Source organism: Sphaerisporangium aureirubrum (assembly GCF_042658925.1).
Taxonomy (GTDB): Bacteria; Actinomycetota; Actinomycetes; order Streptosporangiales; family Streptosporangiaceae; genus Sphaerisporangium; species Sphaerisporangium aureirubrum.
In genome coordinates, this window is the sequence record NZ_JBHSRF010000085.1 from 16380 (window position 1) to 38914 (window position 22535).

General features: G+C 72.2%; 13 protein-coding genes. 7 read left to right on the forward strand and 6 right to left on the reverse strand.

Features of this window, described 5'->3' with window-relative positions; translation table 11 throughout:
* Positions 1-132: 132 nt before the first annotated feature.
* From ACFP1K_RS34855 to ACFP1K_RS34870, 4 genes are all read left to right on the forward strand, one after another.
* A complete protein-coding gene (locus ACFP1K_RS34855; protein ID WP_380761534.1) occupies positions 133-333 on the forward strand; it encodes a hypothetical protein in 201 nt (66 codons plus the stop codon).
* Between the two features lie 139 nt (positions 334-472).
* Entirely contained in the window at positions 473-4249 is a 3777-nt protein-coding gene (fxsT, locus tag ACFP1K_RS34860; RefSeq protein WP_380761536.1) for an FxSxx-COOH system tetratricopeptide repeat protein, read from the forward strand.
* 31 nt (positions 4250-4280) lie between these two features.
* Entirely contained in the window at positions 4281-5264 is a 984-nt protein-coding gene (locus tag ACFP1K_RS34865) for a hypothetical protein (RefSeq protein WP_380761538.1), read from the forward strand.
* Positions 5265-5416: 152 nt separating this feature from the next.
* Entirely contained in the window at positions 5417-6631 is a 1215-nt protein-coding gene (locus ACFP1K_RS34870) for a hypothetical protein (protein WP_380761540.1), read from the forward strand.
* Between the two features lies 1 nt (position 6632).
* On the opposite strand, the gene ACFP1K_RS34875 is transcribed toward ACFP1K_RS34870, so the two are convergent.
* From ACFP1K_RS34875 to ACFP1K_RS34895, 5 genes are all read right to left on the reverse strand, one after another.
* Positions 6633-8978, reverse strand: a complete 2346-nt coding sequence (locus tag ACFP1K_RS34875; protein ID WP_380761542.1) for a hypothetical protein — start codon at positions 8976-8978, stop codon at positions 6633-6635.
* Positions 8968-10059, reverse strand: coding sequence for a hypothetical protein (locus tag ACFP1K_RS34880; RefSeq protein WP_380761544.1), 1092 nt, complete (start codon positions 10057-10059; stop codon positions 8968-8970). The genes ACFP1K_RS34875 and ACFP1K_RS34880 overlap by 11 nt, the downstream gene beginning before the upstream one ends.
* A complete protein-coding gene (locus ACFP1K_RS34885) occupies positions 10056-10826 on the reverse strand; it encodes a hypothetical protein (RefSeq protein ID WP_380761546.1) in 771 nt (256 codons plus the stop codon). Before ACFP1K_RS34885 ends, ACFP1K_RS34880 begins: the two co-directional genes overlap by 4 nt.
* Before the next feature lie 161 nt (positions 10827-10987).
* Positions 10988-12901: an N-acetylmuramoyl-L-alanine amidase gene (locus ACFP1K_RS34890; RefSeq protein WP_380761548.1), complete on the reverse strand. Its 1914-nt coding sequence runs from the start codon at positions 12899-12901 to the stop codon at positions 10988-10990.
* A 103-nt stretch (positions 12902-13004) separates the two neighbouring features.
* On the reverse strand, positions 13005-14219 hold the full coding sequence (locus ACFP1K_RS34895) for an FAD-dependent monooxygenase (protein WP_380761552.1): 1215 nt from the start codon (positions 14217-14219) through the stop codon (positions 13005-13007).
* A gap of 77 nt (positions 14220-14296) precedes the next feature.
* Here ACFP1K_RS34895 and ACFP1K_RS34900 point away from each other — a divergent pair, with 77 nt between their 5' ends.
* From ACFP1K_RS34900 to ACFP1K_RS34910, 3 genes are all read left to right on the forward strand, one after another.
* Positions 14297-14830, forward strand: coding sequence for a TetR/AcrR family transcriptional regulator (locus ACFP1K_RS34900; protein WP_380761554.1), 534 nt, complete (start codon positions 14297-14299; stop codon positions 14828-14830).
* Between the two features lie 78 nt (positions 14831-14908).
* A complete protein-coding gene (locus ACFP1K_RS34905) occupies positions 14909-15883 on the forward strand; it encodes a GlxA family transcriptional regulator (RefSeq protein ID WP_380761556.1) in 975 nt (324 codons plus the stop codon).
* Between the two features lie 82 nt (positions 15884-15965).
* Positions 15966-16589, forward strand: coding sequence for a DJ-1/PfpI family protein (locus tag ACFP1K_RS34910; protein WP_380761558.1), 624 nt, complete (start codon positions 15966-15968; stop codon positions 16587-16589).
* A gap of 6 nt (positions 16590-16595) precedes the next feature.
* On the opposite strand, the gene ACFP1K_RS34915 is transcribed toward ACFP1K_RS34910, so the two are convergent.
* Positions 16596-22535: NACHT domain-containing protein (locus tag ACFP1K_RS34915; RefSeq protein ID WP_380761560.1), on the reverse strand; the 5940-nt coding region annotated here is incomplete at its 5' end.

The window sequence follows — 22535 nt, forward strand, 5'->3', positions numbered from 1 at the left end:
GGCTATGATGGGGAAGCCCGCAGATGATCGACTCAGTGTCCCGCCGTCCGGCGCCCGGCGATTCGGAGGCGGGAAACAATCCACGCTCGCGCCGCGCGGCAGCGGTCGGAACAATAGAGGCACGGTGACGCCGTGAACACAGGCGACAAGGGAATTTTTCCGGATAATCTCGCGTCGGATCTCGTCGACCTCTCCGGCATCTCCCTCGACGCGGTGGCCGAAATGCCGGACTCAGTGCTGGCGTCGGCACTGCGCCGCATCCACCTGGAGGCCACCGAGGGCGCCGGCTCTTTCTTCAACGATTACGCGGAGAGCAATCCGGGGCAGCAGTGACGCGTGACCGGGCACAATGCCCTCCGGACACCGAAAAGAACCGCCCGGACACCGGCACGCCGGCGGGCCCGCCTCCGAAAGTCACCGCGCATTGTCCCCGGGGCCGAGCGGCGCCCCGGCACCCGGAAGTGGAGGAGTCATGAACGACCCCGCCGACACTCCCCTGGCCGGTTTCACCGTGCTGTTCTGCTCGACCAGCGAGAATATCGGCAGAACCACCACGATCATCAATGTCGCGCTCATCCTCGCCGACGCCGGGCTGAAAATCCTCATCGTGGACGCCCACCCTTCCACGACCCGCGCCGACCATTATCTGCGCCCTTTCCTGCCGGCCAACGCCCTCCAGGGCGCCACCGTCTCCCCGCCCGCTCCCCGGCCGCCGGACGGAGGCCCGGGAGCGGCCCAGGTCATCCCGGTCGGGTACCACGCGGCCCACGCGTCGGGGACGATCGGCCTGCTGCCCGCCGACCTGGCGGGACCGGGTGCCGCGGCGGCGATCCGGGCGATCGGGGACGCCGCCCGGTCGGGCGCCTACGACTACGTCCTGGTCGACGTGCCGAGCGAGGGTTCCGGCATCCGGGTGGACGGGCTGTCCGCCCTGGCCGACGTGGTGGTGGCCTGCTTCGCGCCGAACGTCCGGGCCATCGAGAGCGCCGCGGCGCTCGCCGGTCGGGTCCGGCGCGGCGCGGGCCGCCCGGTGAACGTCATCGCCCTCGGCGTCCGGGCCGACACCGCCTTCCCCGAGTTCCTCGACCAGGCCAGGGCCGCGGCCGCCGAGCGCTTCTCCGACCTCGGCCCGGGTGGCGCCGCCGTGTACGCCGAGATCCCCTACGCCGCCGAGTACGCCGTCATCGACACCCTCGCCATGCTGAACGAGCCGCCCGGCCGTTCCGACGGCCTGCGCGTCGCGTACGAGCGGCTGGCACGCACCCTCACCAACGGCAGGGTCGGCGCGCTGCGCCAGGTCACCATCGCCTACACCCCGCGCCACCGCGTGTGGGCCGAATGGGCGGTCGCCCAGCTGGAACGCTACGGCGTGCGCGCCGACGCGGTGGGGATGACGCGGTTCGCGGGCGTCAGCGCCGGCGACGACTCGGCGGTGCTCGTGGTCTCCCCGGCCGGGCTCGACGAGGAGGCCGCGGCCCGGCTGCGCCGCATGCCTTCCCCGGGCGTGCGGATGGTCGTGGTGGACGACGCCCCGCTGCCCGAGGGCCTCGGCCATCACGCCCTGCTGGACCTTCGCGGGCGCACCGAGAGCGAGGCCGTGCTGGCCCTGCGGCGCAGCCTGCGCGTCAGCGGCCCCGCGGCGGGCACCCTCGCCGGCCCGCGCTTCCCCGGCGCGGCCGACCACGTCAGCCTGCCGCCCCGCGACATCGTGTTCGTCGGCCGCGACCGCGCCGTCGACGGCCTGCGCGACGCCCTGCTCGCCCGCCCCGTCGCGCACAGCCGGTTCCTGCTGCACGGCCCCGCGGGCATCGGGAAGTCCGAGATCGCGCTCGAGTACTGCCGCCGCTTCGGCGGCGCGTACGACATCGTCTGGTGGCTGCCCGCCGGGGACGAGCAGAGCATCCGCGCGGCCCTCGGCGACCTCGCCACCGCCCTCGGCATCCCCACCGCCGCCGACGCCGCCGACGCGGTGCTGCGCCACCTGTCGTCCGAGCGCTCCGGCACCTGGCTGCTCGTCTACGACAACGCCTCCGACCAGGTCGACCAGCTCCGCTGGACCCCGGAGGCCCGCGACCGCTGCCACGTCATCATCACCGCCCGCCCGGCCGAGCCCGAGCAGCGGGCCGAGGCGTCGTGGCCCGGCCAGTCCTACCCGTCGATGCCGTCCGGACGGCGCGGACGCGCGCTGCGTCCGGGCGGGGTCGCGGAACGGCCGCAGGCGGAGGTGCCGCCGTTCAGCCGCGCCGAGAGCGCGGCGCTGCTGCGGACGCGGGTGCCCGACCTCACCGACGAGCAGGCCGAGGCCGCCGGGAGCAGGGTCGGGCACGTCCCGCTGCTGGTGGACCTGGCCGGGGCGTGGATCGCCACCCTGGTCGCGCGCCTGCGCCAGGACAACGTCGGCCCCCGCGACGCGGTGCGCCGCGCGGTGGAGACCTTCGCCGACGCGGCCAACCGCGCGCAGGCCGCGCTGCTCGCCGAGCACGGCGCCACCACCCGGGCGAGGGTCATGTTCGAGCTGGCCCTCGAAGCCCTGCCGGGCGACATCGGCGGCAAGGCGCTGCGCCGGGAGAACCTCGGCGGCGACGCCGCGCTGCGGCTGCTGGAGACGTTCGCCGTGCTGTCCCCCCAGGGCACCGACCTGCGCCTGCTCCGCTCCGGCCCCATGCTGGCCCTGCTCAGCGGCCCCGGCGCCGGGCTCGCGGGGGAACGGCTCGGCGACCCCCTGATGGTGGACGTCATGCTGCGCACCATGGGCAGGTACGCCCTGGTCAAGGCCGACCTCGGCCGCCCGGGGCGGCTGGTGCGCATGCACCCGCTGATCGGCGAGCTGCTGCGCGAGCGCATGGGCGACCGCCTGTCCGAGGTGGTGGCCGAGGTGCGCCTCGCCCTGGCCGCGTGGTCCCCGGCGGACACCGAGGACGAGTCCGCGGGAAGGATCCACGCCGAGCTGGAACGCCACCTGGACGCGCTGCGCCCCTGGGAGGACGCCCGTCCGCCGGTGCGCCGCTGGGTGCTGCGCCAGCTCGACCACATCCTGCGCAGGGACGACCGGCTGGCCCGCGACCGGGTCAAGATCATCGGCTTGCTCGCCCTCCAGGCGTGGGAGGAGGACTCCGACCAGACGCTGCGCCTGCTCAACACCCTCGCCCGGGTGTCCCGGCTGCGCGGGGAGCACCGCGACAACGAGCGGTACAGCTTCCGCGCCCTGCGCGCCCAGCGTGCGGTGCTCGGCGTCAACCACCCCCGCACCCTGCTCACCGCCGGGTCGCACGCGGCGGCGCTGCGCATGATGGGCGAGTTCGACGAGGCGCGCGACGAGGAGCGCAACGTGCTGCGCGAGGTGCGGGAGCTGTTCGGCGCCCACCACCCCCGCACCGGCGACGCCATGCACAACCTCGCCATCTCCGAGGCCCTGATGGGCGACGCCAGGCGCGCGCTGGAGCTGGCCGGGGAGCGCATGCGGCTGCGCGTCGCGCTGAGCGGGGAGGGCGACCTCGCGGTGGCGCAGACCGCCATCACCATGGCCCGCTACTACCGCGACCTCGGCATGCTGGAGGAGTCGCACAGCATGCTCAGCCGGGTGCTGAGCAGGCGCGGCATCCCCGCGGCCCAGGGCGCCGGGCCGGGCCTAGAGGTGCTGCGCGCCGAGAGCGGCCTGGCCGTCACCGAACGGCGGCTCGGCCGGCCGTTCGAGGCCCAGGAGCGCGACGAGCGCGTGCTGCGCGACCTGCGGGCCCACCAGGGCGACCACCACCTGGCCACCCTCACCTGCCTCGCGGGCCTCGCCGCGGACCTCGACGCGCTCGGCAGGCACGAGGAGGCCGCCCGCCAGGCCGCCGCCTGCCAGACCGGCCTGCGCGACACGCTCGGGCCCGACCACCCGTACACGGTGGTGTGCCAGGTGTCGCTCGGCGCCTACCTGCGCAACTCCGGCCTGCTGCCCGAGGCGGCCGAGCGGGGCGGCCCCGCGCTGCGGCGGCTCGCCCGCAGGCTCGGCCCGGCGCACCCGTGGGCCATCGCCGCCCGGGTGGCCCTGGCCAACACCCTGGTCCTGATGGGACGGACGGACGAGGCCGCCGCGCTGGAGGAGGCCGCCCGCGTCGCGTTCGGCGACGCCGGGCTGCCCGGCCACCCGAACGCCGCGCTGCTGGCGAGGAACATCGCCGACACCAGGGCCAGGCTGCGCGGCGAGTCCCCGGCCGACCCGCTGGCGCGGGCGGACATCGATCTGGAGATTCCGGGACTGTGAGAGCCCGGCGGGAGCAGGGGAGGGGACGGCCATGACCACCTCGTCAGGCGGCCCGCGGGTCGCGCACGTGATCGAGGCGCCGCACGCCGGCGACGCCCACCGCACGCTGATCGCCCACTGCCGGCGTGCCGTCGAGGCCGAGCCCGCGCTCCACTACGTCTCCCACTTCGGCAGCGGGGTCTTCGACTTCTCGGTGGACACCCTGGACGCGGGGGACTGCACCGACGTGCTCGCCATGTCGTGCGAGCGGGCGCGCGACCAGTACATCCGCGTCTCGCGCCAGCTGGTCGCGCGGGCGGCGGACTTCGACGAGTCGCTGGCGGCCCTGCGGTCGGGGTCGCTGATGCGCACGATGGTGGAGGCCGGCGGCGTCGCGCTGCACTGCGGGCGGCTGCGGGCCGGGGAACACCTGGTCGGCGCCACCCTGCACATCGAGCGGGCCGGGGCGATGGACCGCGCCATGGGCCGTCTCGTCACCGAGATCCGGGTGCGCGAGCTGCGGCTGAGCGACGAGAGCCCCGGCGGCTCCCCGGCCGGGGAGCTGCCCCGGCCCCGGCTGTCCTCCCAGCCGTACGTGGAGACGGGCCCCGCGCTCGGCGCGCCGTCCCAGGCCAAGCTGTTCGACCTGTGGGCGGGCACGGTCAACGCCGAGGACCTGAACTATCTGGCGTTCTACAAGGACTGGTCCCTCGCGTACGCCGGTGACGCGTTCGGCGACCCGGCGCTGAGCCTGTGGTTCACCGACATCACGCTCAGCACGCGCCGCGCGCTGTACCAGGACATCGCCCGGCGGCTGCGGGCCGACCTGTCCCGCCTCAGGCACGCGCTGCGGCACGTCGTGGACGCGCCCGTCGAGCGGCTGGTGCTGGACGTGGAGGCCGGCGCGGTGTTCGTGCACTGGCTGGGGTCGGGCCCGGGGGATTTCATGGTCGGTGTGACATTGTTTCAGGACAAGGTCGATTACGCGGAGCACCGGATGAGCGAGGCGGTCGCGGGGGTGCGCGCCTCGGGGTAATGGTCCTATCCAATGTAGGTGACCTGAAAGCCGCAGGTGATGAAAGGTGCACATTTTCATTACTGCGAATTAGTGGCAGAAAGCTAATCCTCGCTTTAGTATAACTACCACTCGGAAATGAGAGCCTCCTCGTCGGGGTTGGAGGGACACCCGTGAAGGTGCTGGCCCTGTTCGTCCAGACCCCGGCAGGCCGTCTCGTCACGGTCGTCCTCGTCGCCTGTGCCGGTCTGCTGCTCGCCGGAGCCGGCGGCGCCCCCGACGTCGCCACCGGCTCGTGGTACATGTGGGCGGTCGGCGCCCTGCTGGCCGTCGGGCTGTACGGCAGCGCGTCGGGCATCCCCCGGGAGGCGGTGCGCGACCTGCGCGTCGTGGTCGAGGCGGTCACCGTCGGGGTGCTGCTCAAGACGCTGCTGATCGCCGCGGTCATGTACGCCTTCTCCGGCCTCGGGCCGGCCGCGATCCTCCTCGGCGTCGCCGTGGCGCAGATCGACCCGCTGTCGGTGGCCGCCCTCACCGGGCGCTCCCAGATGTCGGGCCGCGCCAAGGCCCTGCTCAGCGCGTGGGCGTCCTTCGACGATCCCGTCACCGCGCTGCTCACCGTCTACCTCATCGGGTTCGCCGCCGGCGGGACCGGCCCGGCGGGCGGCCTGTCCGGGTACGCCACCGGCCTGGCGCTGAACGCCGCCTTCGCGGCCGTGGTCTTCGGGCTGTGGGCGCTCGCCCGCTCCTACGTCCCCGACCGGCCGTCCGCGGACCCCGGGAGGCCACCGGCGCCGCCGCGGTGGTTCAGCGTGGCCGCCGGGCTGGTGCTGCTCGGGCTGATCGCCGTCGCGGCCACCTGGTTCCTCATGCTGGGCATCGCGCTGATCGGCCTGTTCTACCGGCCCGGGATCGCCTGGCTGGCCGAGCAGATCACCCAGGTGGCCTTCTACGCGGCCACCTTCGTGCTCGGCATGCTGCTGATCGGCGGGGTCGACCTCGGGCCCGGCCTGCTGCTCGGCGGCGCGGCGTTCGCCGCGCAGATAGCCGCGGGCCTGCTCATCGCCAGGCGGCTGCCGCGGGCCGACCGGGTGTACCTCGCCCTCGGCCAGCAGAACGGCATCACCGCCGTCATCCTCGCCCTAACCCTCCAGCCCTACCTGCCGTACGCGGTGAGCATCGTCGCCCCCGCGATCCTCACGGTCAACCTGCTCCACCTGGTGAGCAACGCCCTCTGGGAGCGGCGCGGCCGCTCGCCCGTGCCGGCTCCCGTGCCGGCTCCCGTGCCTGCTTCTGTGCCGGCTCCCGTGTCAGCTCCCGTGCCTGTACGGGTGCCCGTGCGGACCCCCGCCGGTTTCCTGCGACCGATGACCGTGCCGAAGGACTGACCTACGGCCGCACGCTGGTCATCGTGGCCTCGAAGACCCGCTCGCCGAGGCGGGACAACGCCTGCTCGGCCTCCGCCCGGTGGAACGACCGGGCCGCCTGCTCCATGGGGTCCAGCTCGTCGGTGAACGGCCCGAGCGCGGCCAGGCTCTCCAGCCGGAACACCGGCAGCATCTCGGCCGTGATGTCGTAGCTGCGGCAGATCACCCGCAGCCTGCGTTCCTGCTCCTGGGTCGGCGGCGGCCCCACCGGGCCGGCCACGACCTGGCGCACCCACTCGCCGACGCTGTCGCGGAACGCCTCCAGCAGCTTCTGCAGCAGCACCGCCACCCCGACCGCCTGGAACTGCTCGCGGGTGAAGTTCAGCCGCTGCGGCCGGGCCGACGCGGCGTCCGGGTCGTGCAGGCTGAACACCTGACGGAACGTCGCCGGGACGCCGCTCATCAGCCCGATCATGTCGAAGGCCCGGTCGAAGTGCCGCTGGATCTCCTGCGGGAGGCGGAACCGCGCCGCCGGGCTCCGGCGCGGCGTCGTGCCGGGCAGCGGGATCTCGCCGGCCTCGGAGAGCATCTGGAACAGCTCGCCGAGCCGCGCCCCGGAGGAGGTGTTGATCTGCTCCACCCGGCCGTCGATGCGCTGCAGGTAGTCCAGCACGTTGGTCTGCTGGTACGCGAGGCCCTCCATGCGTTCCCGCAGGACCTGGAGCTCGCCGTCCCGCCCGCTGTTCTGCAGCCGCTGCACCGCGTCCCTGATGGCCTCCTGGATGGCCCGCCGGAAGTGCTTGTCGCTGTACACGATCGGCTGGTTGCCGGTGAGGTCGGCCAGCCGCTGCCGCAGCGGCCCGGCGAGGTAGCCGTTCACCACGACCAGCACCTCGCACGGCGCGGAGCCGGTGTCGGCGCGGGCCGCCTCGACCACGCGTTTCAGCCGGTCCACCTGGTCGTCCAGCACCATCGAGTCGCTGGTCAGCACCGCGACGGCGGCGCCGGAGCGTCCCACGGGGATCCAGAAGTCGACGCCCTCGGCCGCGTGCCCGGCGCGGTGCGCGAACCGCGTGGAGCTCGGCTCGAACCGCCACGGGCCGGTCAGCAGCACGCTCTCCAGCGCCGCCCGGACGTCGTCCCTGGTGGCCACCTCGAACGCCTCGCGCACCGCGTCCCGCACCACGACGTCGTCGATGGCCAGCGGCACGCCGCCGTCCCTGGCCGCCGCGAGGCTCCACGCGTGATGGCACAGCTTGAGCACCCGCCGCGGCACGCCGCCCGCCAGCCCCTGGATGTAGGCGACCGAGTCCGGCAGGAACGGCGCCACCGCCTCCGCCGCGCCGGGGTCGTCCGGCCGCCGCCCGGGACGCAGGTAGCGGGCGACCAGCTCCATGGTCTGCGGGACGGTCAGCGGCGTGGGCCGGATCGGCAGGATGCGCTCGTGCAGGCTCTCCCGGAACTCGCTCAGCGCCTCGGGCAGCACGCAGAACACCATGAGCCCGCCCACGCTCACGTAGACGTTGACCAGCTTCTCGAACGCCTGCATGAAGTCGATCCGCCGGTCGCGCGGCCACTCCAGCGCCTTCTCCAGCATGTCGATGATCAGCACGAACCGGCGCCCCGCCCGGCCGTACAGGAACGCGAACACCGCGAGCGCGTCGAACACCGAGCTCACGTCGTCGATGGGCGTCGTGATGCCGCGCTCCCGCAGCACCGGCGAGGGGGGGTTGCCCATGAGCCACTCCCACACCGCGTCCTGGTACTCGGGGAACTGAAGCAGCGCCAGGGCCGAGGAGAACTTGCCGTGCTCGGTCAGCACCTGCAACCGGTGCTCCAGGTCGCGCCGGATGGCGGTCTCCGACAACGTGAACGCGTCGATCACCGCCTGAGGGTCCAGGCGGCGCTGACGCAGCCCGTCGGCGATGTCGCGCAGCGACCGGGACTGGTCCAGGCTCTCGGCGGTGACGTCGGAGTAGTAGTCGAGCAGGACGTCGTAGAACGCGGCCTTCTGCTCCTTGAGGTCGTTGACCAGGCGGTCGCGGTAGATCGCGCCGAAGTCCCAGACCGGCTCGTCGATCATCCACAGCAGCGGCGCCGTGGGATGCGCCGTCACGCCGCGCACCAGCCCGCGCGCGATGTGGCTCTTGCCCGAGCCGTAGTCGCCGACCACCGCCAGCGCACGGCCGCGGGACGGCATGTCCGGCGCCTGGTCGAGGTACGCGGCGAGCTGGCGGCCGACCGCGCGGATCGCGTCGGTCTCGACGGTGACGTACGGGGCCGCGGCGCCGGCGAGGGGCGCCAGATCGTCCGAGCCGCTGAGGCGAGCCGCGGGGACCGAGGGGAACGGATTCTCCTCAGCGGTCATCGTGACCCCTTCCGCGCCGGGACCGGGGGCGGCGGATCAGCTCCGGGCTGTTGCGCCGCTGCTCGCCAAGCGCGCGCACGTCGTGGTCGGAGATCTCCAGCCGGCCGGCCCGGCACACGATTTCGCCGAGTTGGAACAACGAGTTCTGGAGCCAGCGTACTCTCTGGAAGTGGATTTCCGGTGACACCCCAGCCACGGTCTCGGGGGAAATGATCACATGTGGCTGCGCCAGTCCCGGGCGCCCCTGCCACACGTTGACGAAGCTCTCCGAGTCCTTGTCCTTGAGCGGCCCGATGGACAACGTGGTCACCAGGTTCTCCTCCTCGAACGTCAGGGACAGCCGCATCGTCGCCATGAGGTCGGGCTCGGTGGTCTCGGCGAAGAACACCACGCGGCGCTCGCTGAACGTCACGTAGGACAGCAGGAAGTTGCCGTGCATCTCCTTGGAGCCGAGACGGATGTACGGCAGGATCACCAGCGCGAACAGCTGACGGTCGTCCAGGAAGTCGCGCAGCCGCTGGTACAGCTCGACCAGGGACGACTGCGTGTCGCTCGCCATCGCGTCCAGCTCGCCCGCGTCGCCGGAGACGCGCTCGCGCACGCCGCCGAGCACGCGTTTGAAGATGTTCTGGTTGATGGTGTCCAGCGGGTGGAGCTGCGACTTGTTGTCGAACGCCACCTTGCGCGCGTCCCCGCTGAGGTCGACGACGCAGATGCCCGGCACCACCGGCCGCGGATGCCACAGGCCGGTCTCGTCGTCGGGGTCCTCGGCCGGATGGCCGAGCTCGGTGGCCAGCCGGGTGCGCAGGTCGTGCACGCAGCGGTGGATCAGGCTGGTCTTGCCGCTGCCCTCCACCCCGTCCACCACGACGACGTGCCCGGACCGCACCAGCACGTTGATGTCGTCGAGGCGCCCGCGGAACCTGCGGAACGCGTCCTCGGTCTCGTCGACCGGCACGTACAGCTTCTCGTGGCCGCGGTAGCGCCAGGGGCACAGCGGCGTGCCGGTGACGTACTCGAGACGCGGCACACCGCTCACCTGCGGCTGCATCACCGGGATGCCGAAGGTGTTGACGGTCACGCGCCCTCCTTGCGGGGGCTCCGCCGCGCCAGCGCCTCGGCGCGCGCCACCAGGCCGGCCACCCGGGTCAGTTCCTCCCGGCCCGCCTCGGAGCGCCGGGCGTAATTGAGAGGGGCGCCGCCGCCGTGCGCCGCATTGAGGTCGTAGCCGGTCGGCAGGTCGTCCAGCAAGCCGTCCACGGCGGCGCGGTGACGGCCGAGCAGCTGGTACTTCAGCAGCTCCACCCGGAGCTCGAACGCCCGCTGCGACACCGCGTCGGGGGGTGTGCCGGAGTTGTCGATCCAGGCGTTGACGTATTCGTGCGCCGTCACACCGAAGCGGCTCGCCGCGCCGAGCAGCGCCTCGCGGGCGGCGTTCCCGCGGGTGACGGCCGCGTCCACCCGCTGCACGGCCAGCGTGAGCAGCGCGCCCGCCAGCACCGGGAGCAGCAGGTCGACGTACGGCGGCAGCCCGCCGGGCTCCTCGTCCGTCACGAGCCGGGGCACCGTGGCGAGCAGCGCCGAGCAGGCGCGCTCGAAGTCGGCCGGGCGGTGGGTGCGCCACGCGGGCAGGGTGTAGGTCCAGGAGCCGGCGGTGAGGGAGGCCGGGTCGCCGGGGACGGCCGTGCCGAGGGCGAGGTTGACCGCGGCCTCCACGACCTGCTCGCGGTGCGCGGCCGAAAGGCAGTAGACGGTGCGCAGGTCGGCGGCGTCGTCGGCGTGCGCGGCGGACGGCACGAGCGCCGCGCCGATCCATAACAACAGCGCCGCGCTCCGCCGGACCCGCATCCCCTCACCTTTGTCCCTTCACCCCCGAAAGTCATCGGTGCCGAGGGCGAAAGAAATGCTCTCATGGGATGCGGTAGCGCTCCGTAATAACCCGGAAAACCATCAGGGGGATACTCCATCGATTCCCAGGATAAATCCGCATCGAATGCGATGTGCGGCTCTCAGCGCGCCGGCGTCGCGCCGGACCGCAGCACCCGCACGTCCGCCGCCTTCACGAAGGCGACGCGGTGGCCGAACTGGATCTGGAAGTAGACCGCCCGGCCGCGCACGATCCGGTGGTCGCCGGGGTCCGGGGTGACCGCGTGGTAGTACTCGCCCCGGGTGGCCAGCCCCACGGCGTACCGCTGGCCGTGCGGGAAGGCGTACTGCAACGGCAGGACGTCCTGCACCGGCACGCCCTTGGGGTAGGCGCCGGGCTCGGGGTAGGCCCGGCCGTACACCGGGATCACGTCGGCGCCCCGGCGCGGCGTGACGACGAAGCCCTCGGCGCCGACGGCGGTGGGCCGGCCCGCCGGGTTGTGGAACCAGGCGACCTGGCCGAGGTACCAGATGGCCGTCCAGTCGCCCCTGCGTCCCGCCACGGCGAACTGCTGGCCGGTGGTGGCCCGCGCGCCGTGGTCGTACACGTCGTAGGTCGGCTCCCCGGCCGGTTTGCGGCCGATGTCGCGCACCAGTGGCGCGTCCGCGCTCGGCGCGATGTACAGCCGGACGGACGCCGAGCCGTGCGGCGGGCAGTCCCGGCCCGTCTCGCCGCAGCCGGTGTAGCGGGGACGGTGGCGCGGGTAGTCGGTGCGGATCGTCACCAGCCCGCCGTCCCTGCCGCCGGTGGCCTTGAACGGGCGGCCGAGCAGGGCGAAGTAGTGCGCCCAGTCCCAGTACGGGCCCGGGTCGACGTGCATGCCCGATACCGCGCTCGGCACCGTGCCGGGGACGTTGTCGTGGCCGAGGATGTGCGCGCGGTCCAGCGGGATGTCGAACCGTTTGGCCAGGTAGCGCACCAGCCGGGCGGAGCTGCGGTACATCGCCTCGGTGTACCAGGCGCCCGCCTTGGCCAGGAAGCCCTCGTGCTCGATGCCGATGGAACGGGCGTTGACGTACCAGTTGCCCGAATGCCACGCCACGTCCTTGGTGCGCACGTGCTGGGCGATGTGGCCGTCCGCGGACCTGATGGTGTAGTGCCAGCTCACGTACGCCGGGTCGGCCACCATCTTGAGCGTCTGGGCGTACGTCGCCTCGGTGTCGTGGATGACGATGTAGTCGATGCCCTGGTCGCGGGGCCGCTCGGCCAGGTCGTGGTTGCCGTACTTGCCGCCGGCCAGCTTCCTGTACGGCGCGGGCAGCCACTCGCACGCGATTCCCCGCGGGCATTCCACTTTCCGTCCCTCCCCGTCTGGTCCGTCCGTGTCGTGCCGGAACCACACCCGCTCCGGCGGATCCGGGGGAGCGGGGCTCGGGGACGGGGGCAGCGTGACGCGCTGGCCGTCGTCGGTGACCCGTGCCGCCCCCGTGCGGAGCACCGCGAACACCTCGTCGGCGAAGCACGGCCCGGCGTCCGTCCCCGCGTACCGGGCCACGGCCCCGTACCACCCGGCCGGGTCCTCGCTCGGCGGGAGCCCCAGCTCCCGCTGGTAGGAGGCCAGCAGTGCCGCGCCGCCGAGCACGTTGGCGTCCGGGTCCCCGATCAGGCGCCCGCCCGGCAGCCCGGTGAGCCGCGCCGCCTCGTCGACCCGCTGGCGGGCGGGCTCGGACGGCGCCGGCGGGCCGCCGCGCAGGGCCGTCCGCGCGTCGGTGAGGTGCATCGGGCCGTACCCGCCGGTCACGCTCGGCACCCCCCGGTGCGCGTCCCACCGCGACTCCAGGTACGAGACCGCCAGCAGCAGTCGCTCCGGGACCTCGTAGGAGGCCGCCGCGATCCGGAACGCCTTCTGCCGGGCGAGTGCCGGGGCGGGGATCCCCGGCGGCCCGGCCGGGGGACTGCCGCACCACGAGACGCCGGCCAGCACCAGGGCCGTCACCCGGAACGCCGCACGCCGCGGCGCGCAGGGCCACGCGGGGAACACGATGCCGGGGATCACGCCGGTCACCCTATGGGAGTTGACAGGCCATATCACTCTTGTCATGCGGCGTGTCAGGGGCACCCGCCCGGTGGTGTCCGGCCTGGTCGCGGGGCGATATCCGTCAATTCACCATGGACCCGGCCGTGTAGTCCCGCACGGGCATGGAGTCGTGCAGCCGGATCCCCTTGGTGCTCAGCCGGGCGGCGGCCCGGGTCAGCCCCGCGGGCAGAACGGAGATCAGGCGGGCACCCTGGACCAGCCCCCAGACGGCGCGCCGGGAACCGGGGACGAGGGTCTTGGCGGCGCCGAGCGCGAACGCGCGGCTGTCGCGCACCGGCCCGGCCATGGCGCGCTCGTAGGCCGCGAAGGCCCTCACGTGGTCGCCCCCCGCCTCGGCCAGCTCCCCGGCGAGGACGTACGCGCCGACCACGGCCAGGCTCGTGCTGCCCCCCACGGCCGGGCCTGGGCAGTACCCCGCGTCGCCGACCAGGGTCACCCGGCCGCGCGACCAGGTGTCCATGCGCAGCTGGGTGATCGAGTCGAAGTAGAACGCCGGGGTGTGCTCCAGCTCGGCGAGCCAGCCGTCCACGTCCGGGTGCATCCCCTGGAACCTCCGGCGCAGCAGTTCCTTCTGCCGGGGCACGTCCCGGTGGTGGTAGTCGAGCTCGTGGTCGCTGCGGAACAGGAACACCGCCCGCGCGTCGTCCATGTGGCGTGCCCGGTAGAAGGCCGCCACCCGCCCGGTGCCGACGTGACTGAGGGACAGCCCGTCCGGGTTCGTGCCGCCCGGCACTGTCAGCACGGCCAGGTAGGCGCCGATGAACGCGCTGAAGTCCTTCTCCGGCCCGAACACCAGCCCGCGCACGTTGGAGTGCAGCCCGTCCGCGCCCACCACCAGGTCGAAACGGCGCGGCGCCCCGTTCTCGAACCGCACCTCGCCGTCGTCCCCGATGGCGGTGATGGAGTCGCCGAAGACGTACTCGGTGTCGTCCTTGGTGGCGTCGTAGTAGATCTCGCTGAGGTCGTCCCGCATGATCTCGACATGCCGGTCCGAGGCCGCCTGGAACACCTTGCTCAGGTCGAGCGTCACCGGCCTCCGCGCGCCGGACCGGTGGACGGTCAGCCGCTCGGTGCCGGTGACCAGAGCCTGCACCCGGGGTAACACACCCATCCGCTCGGTGATGTCCATGGCCGGCCGGAACAGGTCGACGGCGTGGCCACCGGTCTTGCGCAGCGCAGGGGCGCGCTCCACGACCGTGACCTCGAAGCCGTACCGGGTGAGCCAGTACGCCAGGACGGGTCCGGCGACGCTGGCGCCGGAGATCAGAATCCGCATGGGGCGGCCTCCTTACTTAACGATAGGTAAGCGTACCACCGGAACTTACCGATCGTTAAGTAAGATATGCTGGGAACATGGCACGCCCCTCCGACACCAGGCAGCGCATCCAAGCGGCCGCGCGGGAGCTCTTCGCCCGCCAGGGCGTGCACAAGACCAGCCTTCAGGAGATCGCCGATCGCCTGGGCATCACCAAGCCGGCCCTCTACTACCACTTCGCGTCCCGCGAGGAACTGGTCCGCAGCATCATCCAGCCCCTGATGGACGGCGGCGAGAAGTTCATCCTGGAACAGGAGGCCCGGGGGGACGTGAACCCCCGCGCGCTCCTGGAGGGCTACTTCGACTTCCACTACCGCCACCGGCACGAGCTCATGATCGTCCTGACCGAGATGACCACGATGGCCGAGCTGGGCCTCATCGAGCTGGTCTTCACCTGGCGCAGCCGCCTGTCCGCCCTCCTGGTGGGCCCCGCCCCCACCCTCGCCCGGGCCGCCAGCGCCGTCGTCGCCCTCGGCGGCCTCCAGGACTGCGCCATCCAGTTCCCCGACGCCCCCGAGCCCGAGCTCCGCGAGGCCGCCGTGGACGCCGCCTGCGCCGCCCTCGGCATCTGATCCCCGGACGCGTCCGCACGCCCATGGCGTAATGTGCAATGGTCGTGTCGTTGACGCCATGACGGTGCCGTGACGAGCATGAATGCCATGCAGCGCCGCATCGTCATCGTGATCTACGAGGGCTTCCAGTTCCTCGACCTGGCCGGCCCGGCCGACGTGTTCGCCACCGCGGCGATGCTCGCCGGGGACTCCGGCTACGCCCTGGAGGTGGCCGCCCCGCACGCCGGCGAGGTCACCGCCCACAACGGCGTGACCGTCGCCGCCCGCACCGCCCTGGCCGACATCGCCGGCCCCGTCGACACCCTGATGATCGTCGGCGGCCTCGGCACCGGACAGCACCTGGGCGACCACGAGCTGACCGCCCAGATCGCCAGGCTGGCCCACGAGTCCCGCCGGGTCACCTCGGTCTGCAGCGGCGCCCTCCTCCTCGCCGAATGCGGCCTCCTCGACGGCAGGCGCGCCACCACCCACTGGCTGGTGGCCGACCAGCTCAGCGCCCGCTACCCCCAGGTCGAGGTCGACGCCGACCCCATCTACATCAAGGACGGCGACGTCTGGACCTCGGCCGGAGTCACCGCCGGCATAGACCTGGCCCTGGCCCTGGTGGCCGAGGACCACGGCCACGCCCTGGCCAGAGACGTCGCCTGCGGCCTCGTCGTCTACCTCCACCGCCCCGGCGGCCAGAGCCAGTTCAGCACCCCCCTCAACGCCCAGACCCCGCCCAGCCACTCATTGCGCGACCTCCAGGCGTACATCGACGCCCACCCCGAGGACGACCTCACCGTCCCCGCCCTCGCCCGCCGCGCCGGCATGAGCGAACGCCACTTCTCCCGCGTCTTCACCCAGCAGACCGGCATCCCCCCCGGCCGCTACGTGGAACGCAGCCGCGCCGACGCCGCCCGCCGCCTCCTGGAGGCCACCACCCACCCCCTCCCCACCATCGCCCGCCGCACCGGCCTCGGCGCCCCCGAAACCCTCTACCGCGTCTTCCGCCGCCACTGGCGAATCTCCCCCGGCGACTACCGCCGCCGCTTCCAGTCAAAAGCCCCCTGACGTGCTCCCAGTCAAAAGCCCCCTGACGTACTTCTGATGCAAAGAACCCCCTGACGTGCTTCCCATCAAAGGAGCCCCAGCCATGCAAGTAGCCATCCCCCTCTACCCCCGCTTCACCGCCCTCGACGCCGTAGGTCCCTACACGGTCATGGCCTTCGCCCCCGCCTTCACCGTCACCTTCGTGGCCGCGACCCCCGGCCCCATCCTCGACGACCAGGGCACCCTCTCCCTCACCGCCACCGCCACCTACACCGACCTCCCCACCCCCGACATCGTCATAGTCCCCGGCGGCCCCGGCACCCTGGACGCGTTGACCGACCGCCCCCTGCTCGACTGGCTGACCGAAGCCGACCACCACACCACCTGGACGACCTCGGTCTGCAGCGGCTCCTTCATCCTCGCCGCCGCCGGCTTGCTCAAAAACCGCAAAGCCACCACCCACTGGGCCTTCCTCGACCAACTCCCCACCTTCGGCACCACCCCCGTCCCCGCCCGAGTAGTAACCGACGGCAAATACGTAACCGCCGCCGGCGTCTCCTCCGGCATAGACATGGCCCTAACCCTCCTGGCCCAGGCCACCGACGTCCTAACCGCCGAAAGCGTCCAACTCGCCATGGAGTACGACCCCGACCCCCCGTTCAACGCCGGCTCCCCGAAGACCGCCGCCCCCGCAGTCAGGGAACGGGCCCTCACCCTGTTCGCCTGATCGGTGTCACAGGGACAGCGCGCCCCATCGCGGTTCCAGGTCCTTGATGCGGCCGAAAGACATGGTGATACGGCTGAGCGTCTCCGCGGCGTCGAATCGGCTGCCGGCATCGCCGTTCATGTCGGTGATGATCTCGTAGAGGGCCGCCACCAGGTCCGGCTTGTAACGGTCGCTGGGGTTGTGGATCGTCCGGGCGATCTTGCAACGCTCGTCGGCGGGCACACCGGGATCCCGCAACGCCCGGATCGCCTGCTCCACGTGACTGACCCGGTTCGAGGGAATCAGGGTGGCGAGGGCTTCGTGCACCGATGCCTGCTCTTCCGGCTCGCTCGCGAGGTCGGAGGCGAGCCGGCGGAGGGCTTGGACGGCGCGCTCACGGAACTCACCGCCCAGCTCGGCCAGGGCTTCGGCGCACCGCTGCCGCTCGTGCCTGTCCAGCGCGGTGGTCGTGGCCATGTCGTACAGCATTCCCCCTGCCTGATCACGATGTCCGGCGCTCAGCCGTGCCAGTTCCACCATCGCCTGACGACGGAGTTCCGGGTGGCCCGCGGGTTCGGTGGCCAGCCGTGTCAAGGCGCCGGCGGCGTGGGTGCTCTCCTGCGGCTCGATCACGGCCAGGGTCACCCACGCCGCGGCGCTGCCCTCGACGGTGTCGCGGACGAACCGGCGTAGCGTCTCGGCCGCACGACCGCGGTCCTCGGGGCCGGACCTCGCCAACGTCCTGCCGATGAAGTCGCGGTCCATATGGTCGATGCGAGGGTCGGCGAGCATCTCATGGAGGATCTCCCGTGCTTGGCCGCGGTGCTCCTCACCCAGTTCGGCCAGCGAGATCGCCGCCCGTCGCCGCGCCGTGGATTCGGCGTCGCGATCCCTCGCCACCTGACGCAGCGCCTTGGCGGCCGTCCGGAACGCGCCAGGGCCGAACGACGACAGCCATTCCACGATCTCCAAGCGCTGCGTGGCGGAGACGGCCGGGTCGCCGGTGACGCGCGCCAAGGTCTCCACGGCATACGGCCGGTGCTCTGGGTCCAGTTCGGCCAGTGCCAGCGCCGCCTCGGCCGTCACCCAGGCGTCGGCGGCGGGATCGGTCACGATGGCGCGCAGGAGGTCTGCCGCGTGCAGGCGCTGCTCGGGACCGAGCCGGGCGAGCAGGTCCGCGGCCCGGCGTCGTTCCCACGCGCAGACCGTAGTGTCCCGTGCGATGTCACTGAGCAGGCCGGCGCCGCGATCCCGGTGATGACGGCTGAGCTTCAGCAGCGCCGTAGCGGCCTGCAGCCGCGTCCCGGCGTCACAGGTCCGGTCCGCCGCGAGCGTCGTCATCGTCTCGACGGCCCGGTGGAACCATCCGGCGTCGACATCGGCCAGCGCCGCCGTCGCGAGGGCTCGGGGAAGCCGTTCACCGTGGGGTTCCGCGGCGAACCGGGCCAGTGCTTCGGCCCCGAGACGCCGGGCCTGTGGCCCGTACCCGCTCAAGGCCCTGATGGCCTCGTAGCGGTCCCAGGCGGGGACCTCCGGAGAGCCGGCCAGCTCGTGAAGGCGCCGCCGGGCGAGGTCCTGGGCTTCGGGTGACGGGAGCCGGTGCAGGTCCTCCGCCGACCGCCGGCGAGTGGACACGTGGACGGTCTCATCCGCCGCGAGCCGATCGAGGACGGACGCGGCGTCGTCCACGGTGTGCGGTGTCAGCCTCGCCGACGTCATCGCCGCGCTCCGGCGTTCCTCCGGGTCCACGGCGCGGTCGTCGGCCAGACGCCGCAGGATCTCGCGGGCCGAGGCGTGATGTGCCTCGCCGAGCTTCGCCAGTTCCCATGCCGCCTCGCGCCGCTCCCCGGCGTCGATCAGTGGATCGACGGCCAGCTCTTTGAGCAGCTCAGCCGCGTGAGGGTGGAACTCGGTGCCCAGTTTCCCCAGTCCCACCGCCCCGTCCCGGCGGTCGCGGGCGTCCATGGTGGAGTCGAGGGCGAGACGGCGGAGAACCTCGGCGGCCGCGACGCGATGGCCGTCACCGAGCCGCGCCAGCTCCTGCGCGGCGTCGCAGCGCTCCCAGGCCGCGATGAGCGGGTCGGTCGCCAGTTCGTGCAGGAGCCCGGCGGCGTGGCCGCGATGGTCGTCGCCGAGGTCGCCGAGCGCCGCCGCCGCCAGCCGACGCGCGTAGGAGCCGGCGACGGGGGCGTGCGCGATGTCGCGGAGGGCTTGTGCGATGTCAGGGCCCTGCCGCGGATCGATTTCAACCAAGTCGGTGAGCGTCCTGACATAGTCGTCGGCCGTGGTCATGGGGTCCGCGGCGATCCTTCGCAGCAACGCAGCCGCTTCGGCGCACTGCTCGCTGCCGAGCCTGGCCAGTACCGTGACCGCGTTTGTGCGGGACCATCCGTGGAGGGTCGCATCCATGCCGATGTCACGCAGGGTCGCGGCTGCCAGGGCGCGGTGTTCGCTCCCGAGTTTCACCAGGTCCGCCGCTGTGTGCGCGCGATACCCCGCCGATATCAGGGGATCGGTGGCCAGGCGGATGAAGATCGCTACCGCGACCGCTTGGTGATCATCACCGAGGTCGGCGAGCGTTTGGGCGGCGTACTGCCGGTCCAAGGCGTCGGCCGTCGGATCGGTGGCCAGTTCGTGGCAGATGCTCGCGCTCGCTCGGTTGTACGCGCCGCTCAATCCGGCCAACTGATAGGCGGCTCTCCATCGTTCGTCAGGGATGACGCGGTGGTCTCCAGCCCAGGAGAGAAGGATGTCCGCGGCCTGCGCACGAAATCGAGGCCCGAGTTCGAGCAACGTATCCGTTACCAGTGCATGTGCGTGTGTGTCGATCGCCGGACCGTCGGTCAGGGGACCGAACAACGCCACGACGAGCGCCGCGGTATCCGGTTTGAGGGCCGCCCAGACGGCGGCGGCGAGGATGCGATCACCAGGTGCGGAGAAGCGGTCATTCAGTACTCCACCGAACATGTCCAGCAACGTGGTGATATGGCCGCCGCTGAGCTTGGCCAGCGTCACCGCGGCCTCGGCCCGCCCTTTGACGTCGATGTTCGGGTCGCCTACCAGATGGAAGAGGATTGTCGTCGCCCTGTCGCAGTGCTCCTTGAACTGCGTGAGCGCCTCCGCGGCGGCACAACGACTGGATGCGTCGGCCGTGAAGTCGGCTGCCAGCCGGTGCAAGACCCCGGCCGCCCTGTGCCGGTGTTCACCACCCAGTTCTCCCAGTCGCACCGCGGCCGAGAGGCGATCGTCGGTGTCGACATCGGGGTCCGTGGCGATAGTCGCCAGTGCTTCGGCCGCGAGTTCGTGGCTCTTGCCGTCCAACTCGGCCAGCAGGCCGGCGCATCTCAGCCGCTGCCATCCGTACATCGACGGGTCGACGGCCAGCCGATGAAGGCCGGTAGCCGCCCGGGTGAGATAGCGGGGCTCCACCGCCGCCACACCCGCCCACGCGAGTGCCCGGTCATAGGCGTCGCCATTGGTGTCGCCCGCCATCTGTTCAAGGATCTCCACGGCGCGCAGACGGTGATCGCCACCGAGTTCCGCCAGATCCTTGGCTGTCTTCCGTCGCCACGACGTGATCGTCATCGGATCGGTGGCGATCTGATCCAGGGCCTCGGCGGCGCGTAGACGGTGATCGCCGCCGAGCTGCGCGAGATGCTCGGCCGCCGTGCCACGCGAGTATCCGGCCGCGCGGGAGTCCATGGCGATCTCTATGAGGATTTCGGCGGCTCGGGTCTGGTGCTCCCCGCCGAGCTCTGCCAGCGTCGCGGCGGCCGTTTGACAATGCGCAGGGGGGATCGACGCGTCGGTGGCGATCTGTCCGAGGATCTCGGCCGCTTGGGCCCGATATTCGTCACCGAATTTCGCCAGGACACCGGCCGCCTGGCATCGAAGGTCCGGCTTGTGCGTCCGGAGGAGGACCCGCAGGAGTGACGGACCTGTGCGCCGGACGTGATCGGATCGATCCCGCAACAGGTCGATCACGACGATCTTCGCTTCGACGTCGGCCGAATCGCCGTCGAGCAGCCGCTCCAGCCGCGCGCGTACGCCGGGATGACGGGTCTGGCCGCCCAATTGCCGCAGCTCCCACGACGAGCCGGTGAGGGCTTGGTCCACCACGCGGCCCACGTACGCGTCACGCTGGTCGCCGGTACAGGGTGCCCCCTGGCTGATCAGCGCCCCCGCACGGTCACGCTGGTCGCGTGTTCCCCCCTGTAACCAGTCGATCAGCCCGGTGGCCGGTCCGGCCAGGTGCGAATAGTGGAGGAGGACCCTCTGGGTGGTCTCGTCGTCGAGCAGGAGGTCGCGGATCAGTTCGTCCCAGGGCGCCTCGTCGGGACGGAAGGTGTCCGGGAGGGTCTTGGCCCGCGCCGTCGCGGCCAGATGCTCGGCGAAGGTCTGGTGGAGGAAGCGCAGGCGGGTGGCCTGGCGGCTCAGGAGTCCGGTGTGGGAGAGCCACTCGGCCAGCGTGTTCTCCCAGTCGATCGGGAGGCGCGAGAGTACCGGGGCGGCGCCGGTGATCACGCTCCGGGCCACCTCCGTCAGGGGGGTCTCGCTCGTGGTGTAGGCGGTGGCCAGTTCCTCCAGCAGAGTGGTGCGGTTCTCGTGCAGCCAGTCGGCGAGCGCCGGGTGGTCGTGTAATGCGGTCGGCACCGTGGGCCGGGCCTGGATGAACCTGTTGATGTACTCCTCGTACAGCTCGTACCGGCTGGCCGGGAGGGGACGGTCCTTGCGGGACTGGTGGATGTTGGCGGCGACCGTGGCGAGCAGCGGCACCACGAGCACGTCCTCCAGGGCCGCGAGACGCACCTGGCGCAGGAACTCCTCGGCGGACGCGTGGCCCGACGGTGTTTTGTCGGGGTTGAACCAGTTGTGCGCGAATTTGACCAGAGCGTCGCGGTCGAAGGGCTGCAACCCGTAGAAACCCACACGGGGGTCGCGCAGACGCTCTATCTCGCCAGGGGACAGCGGCCGGGTGGTGACCAGGAAACGGGCCGGGCCGTCGGCGGCCGACATGCGAGTCGCCAGGGCGATCAGCAGCCGCTCCCGGTCGTCCTGGTCGGGGATCTCGTCCAGCGCGTCCACCACGATCAGCCAGCGGCGTCCGCCGACCGGTCCGGCGAAGAGCGCGGCGGAGACCTCGCCGTCCGGGCGGCCGTACTCCTCGGCGACCGACGCGCTGAGGGCCTCGGGCCAGCTGCGCCGGACGTGTGCCGCAAGGACGCGCGCCGGGATGAGCAGGGGAACCTGCCCGGCCGCGGGGCCTTCCGGGTCAAGGGCGGCTCGCGCCAGACGTCCGGTGAGGCTGCGCCCCAGGGTGCTCTTGCCGAGACCGGCGTCACCCTCGATCACCAGGTGGTCGTACAACTCGAAGACCTGCTCGAACGGTTGCGCCAGGCCGGGGGACCTGCGCTCCTCCTCGGGTGCTCCGTGCTCCTCGTCGTCATTCTCCCAGGGACGGCGAGAAGGAGTGGAGGCGGCTGTCACGCTCTGCCGGACGTAGACGCTGGAGAGGGGAAACCGGCCGAACCTGCTGCGGACCGGGTACGGCAGATCCTCGGCCACCTGCCGCATCACCCCCAGCACCCCCGCCAGCTCCGCGGGCAACGGCTCCCGGGCCTTGGAGATGATCTCCCGCACCACCGGGCACCGCGCCGCCAGGGTGGAGACCGGGAGCATCCAGGCGACTTTCGCGCCGCCTGCGCGGTCCTCGGTGACCGCGATGCCGTGGACGTGGCCGGTGGTGTCGCACTCGATTCCGGCGCCGCTGAAGCCCTGTTCGATTCGGCGGCCGGTTACGCGGGTGGCGTCGAGTTGGATCCATTCGGCTCCGGGGCCGCTGGGGTCGCCGAGTTCGTAGGCGGTGGCCCAGATGCCGGTGTCGATTCCGGGGGGGTAGCCGTAGGCCCTTACCGGGGTGCCGCGGGTGAGGTGGTCGGCCAGGGGGGCGGGGGAGGTTCCGGTGGG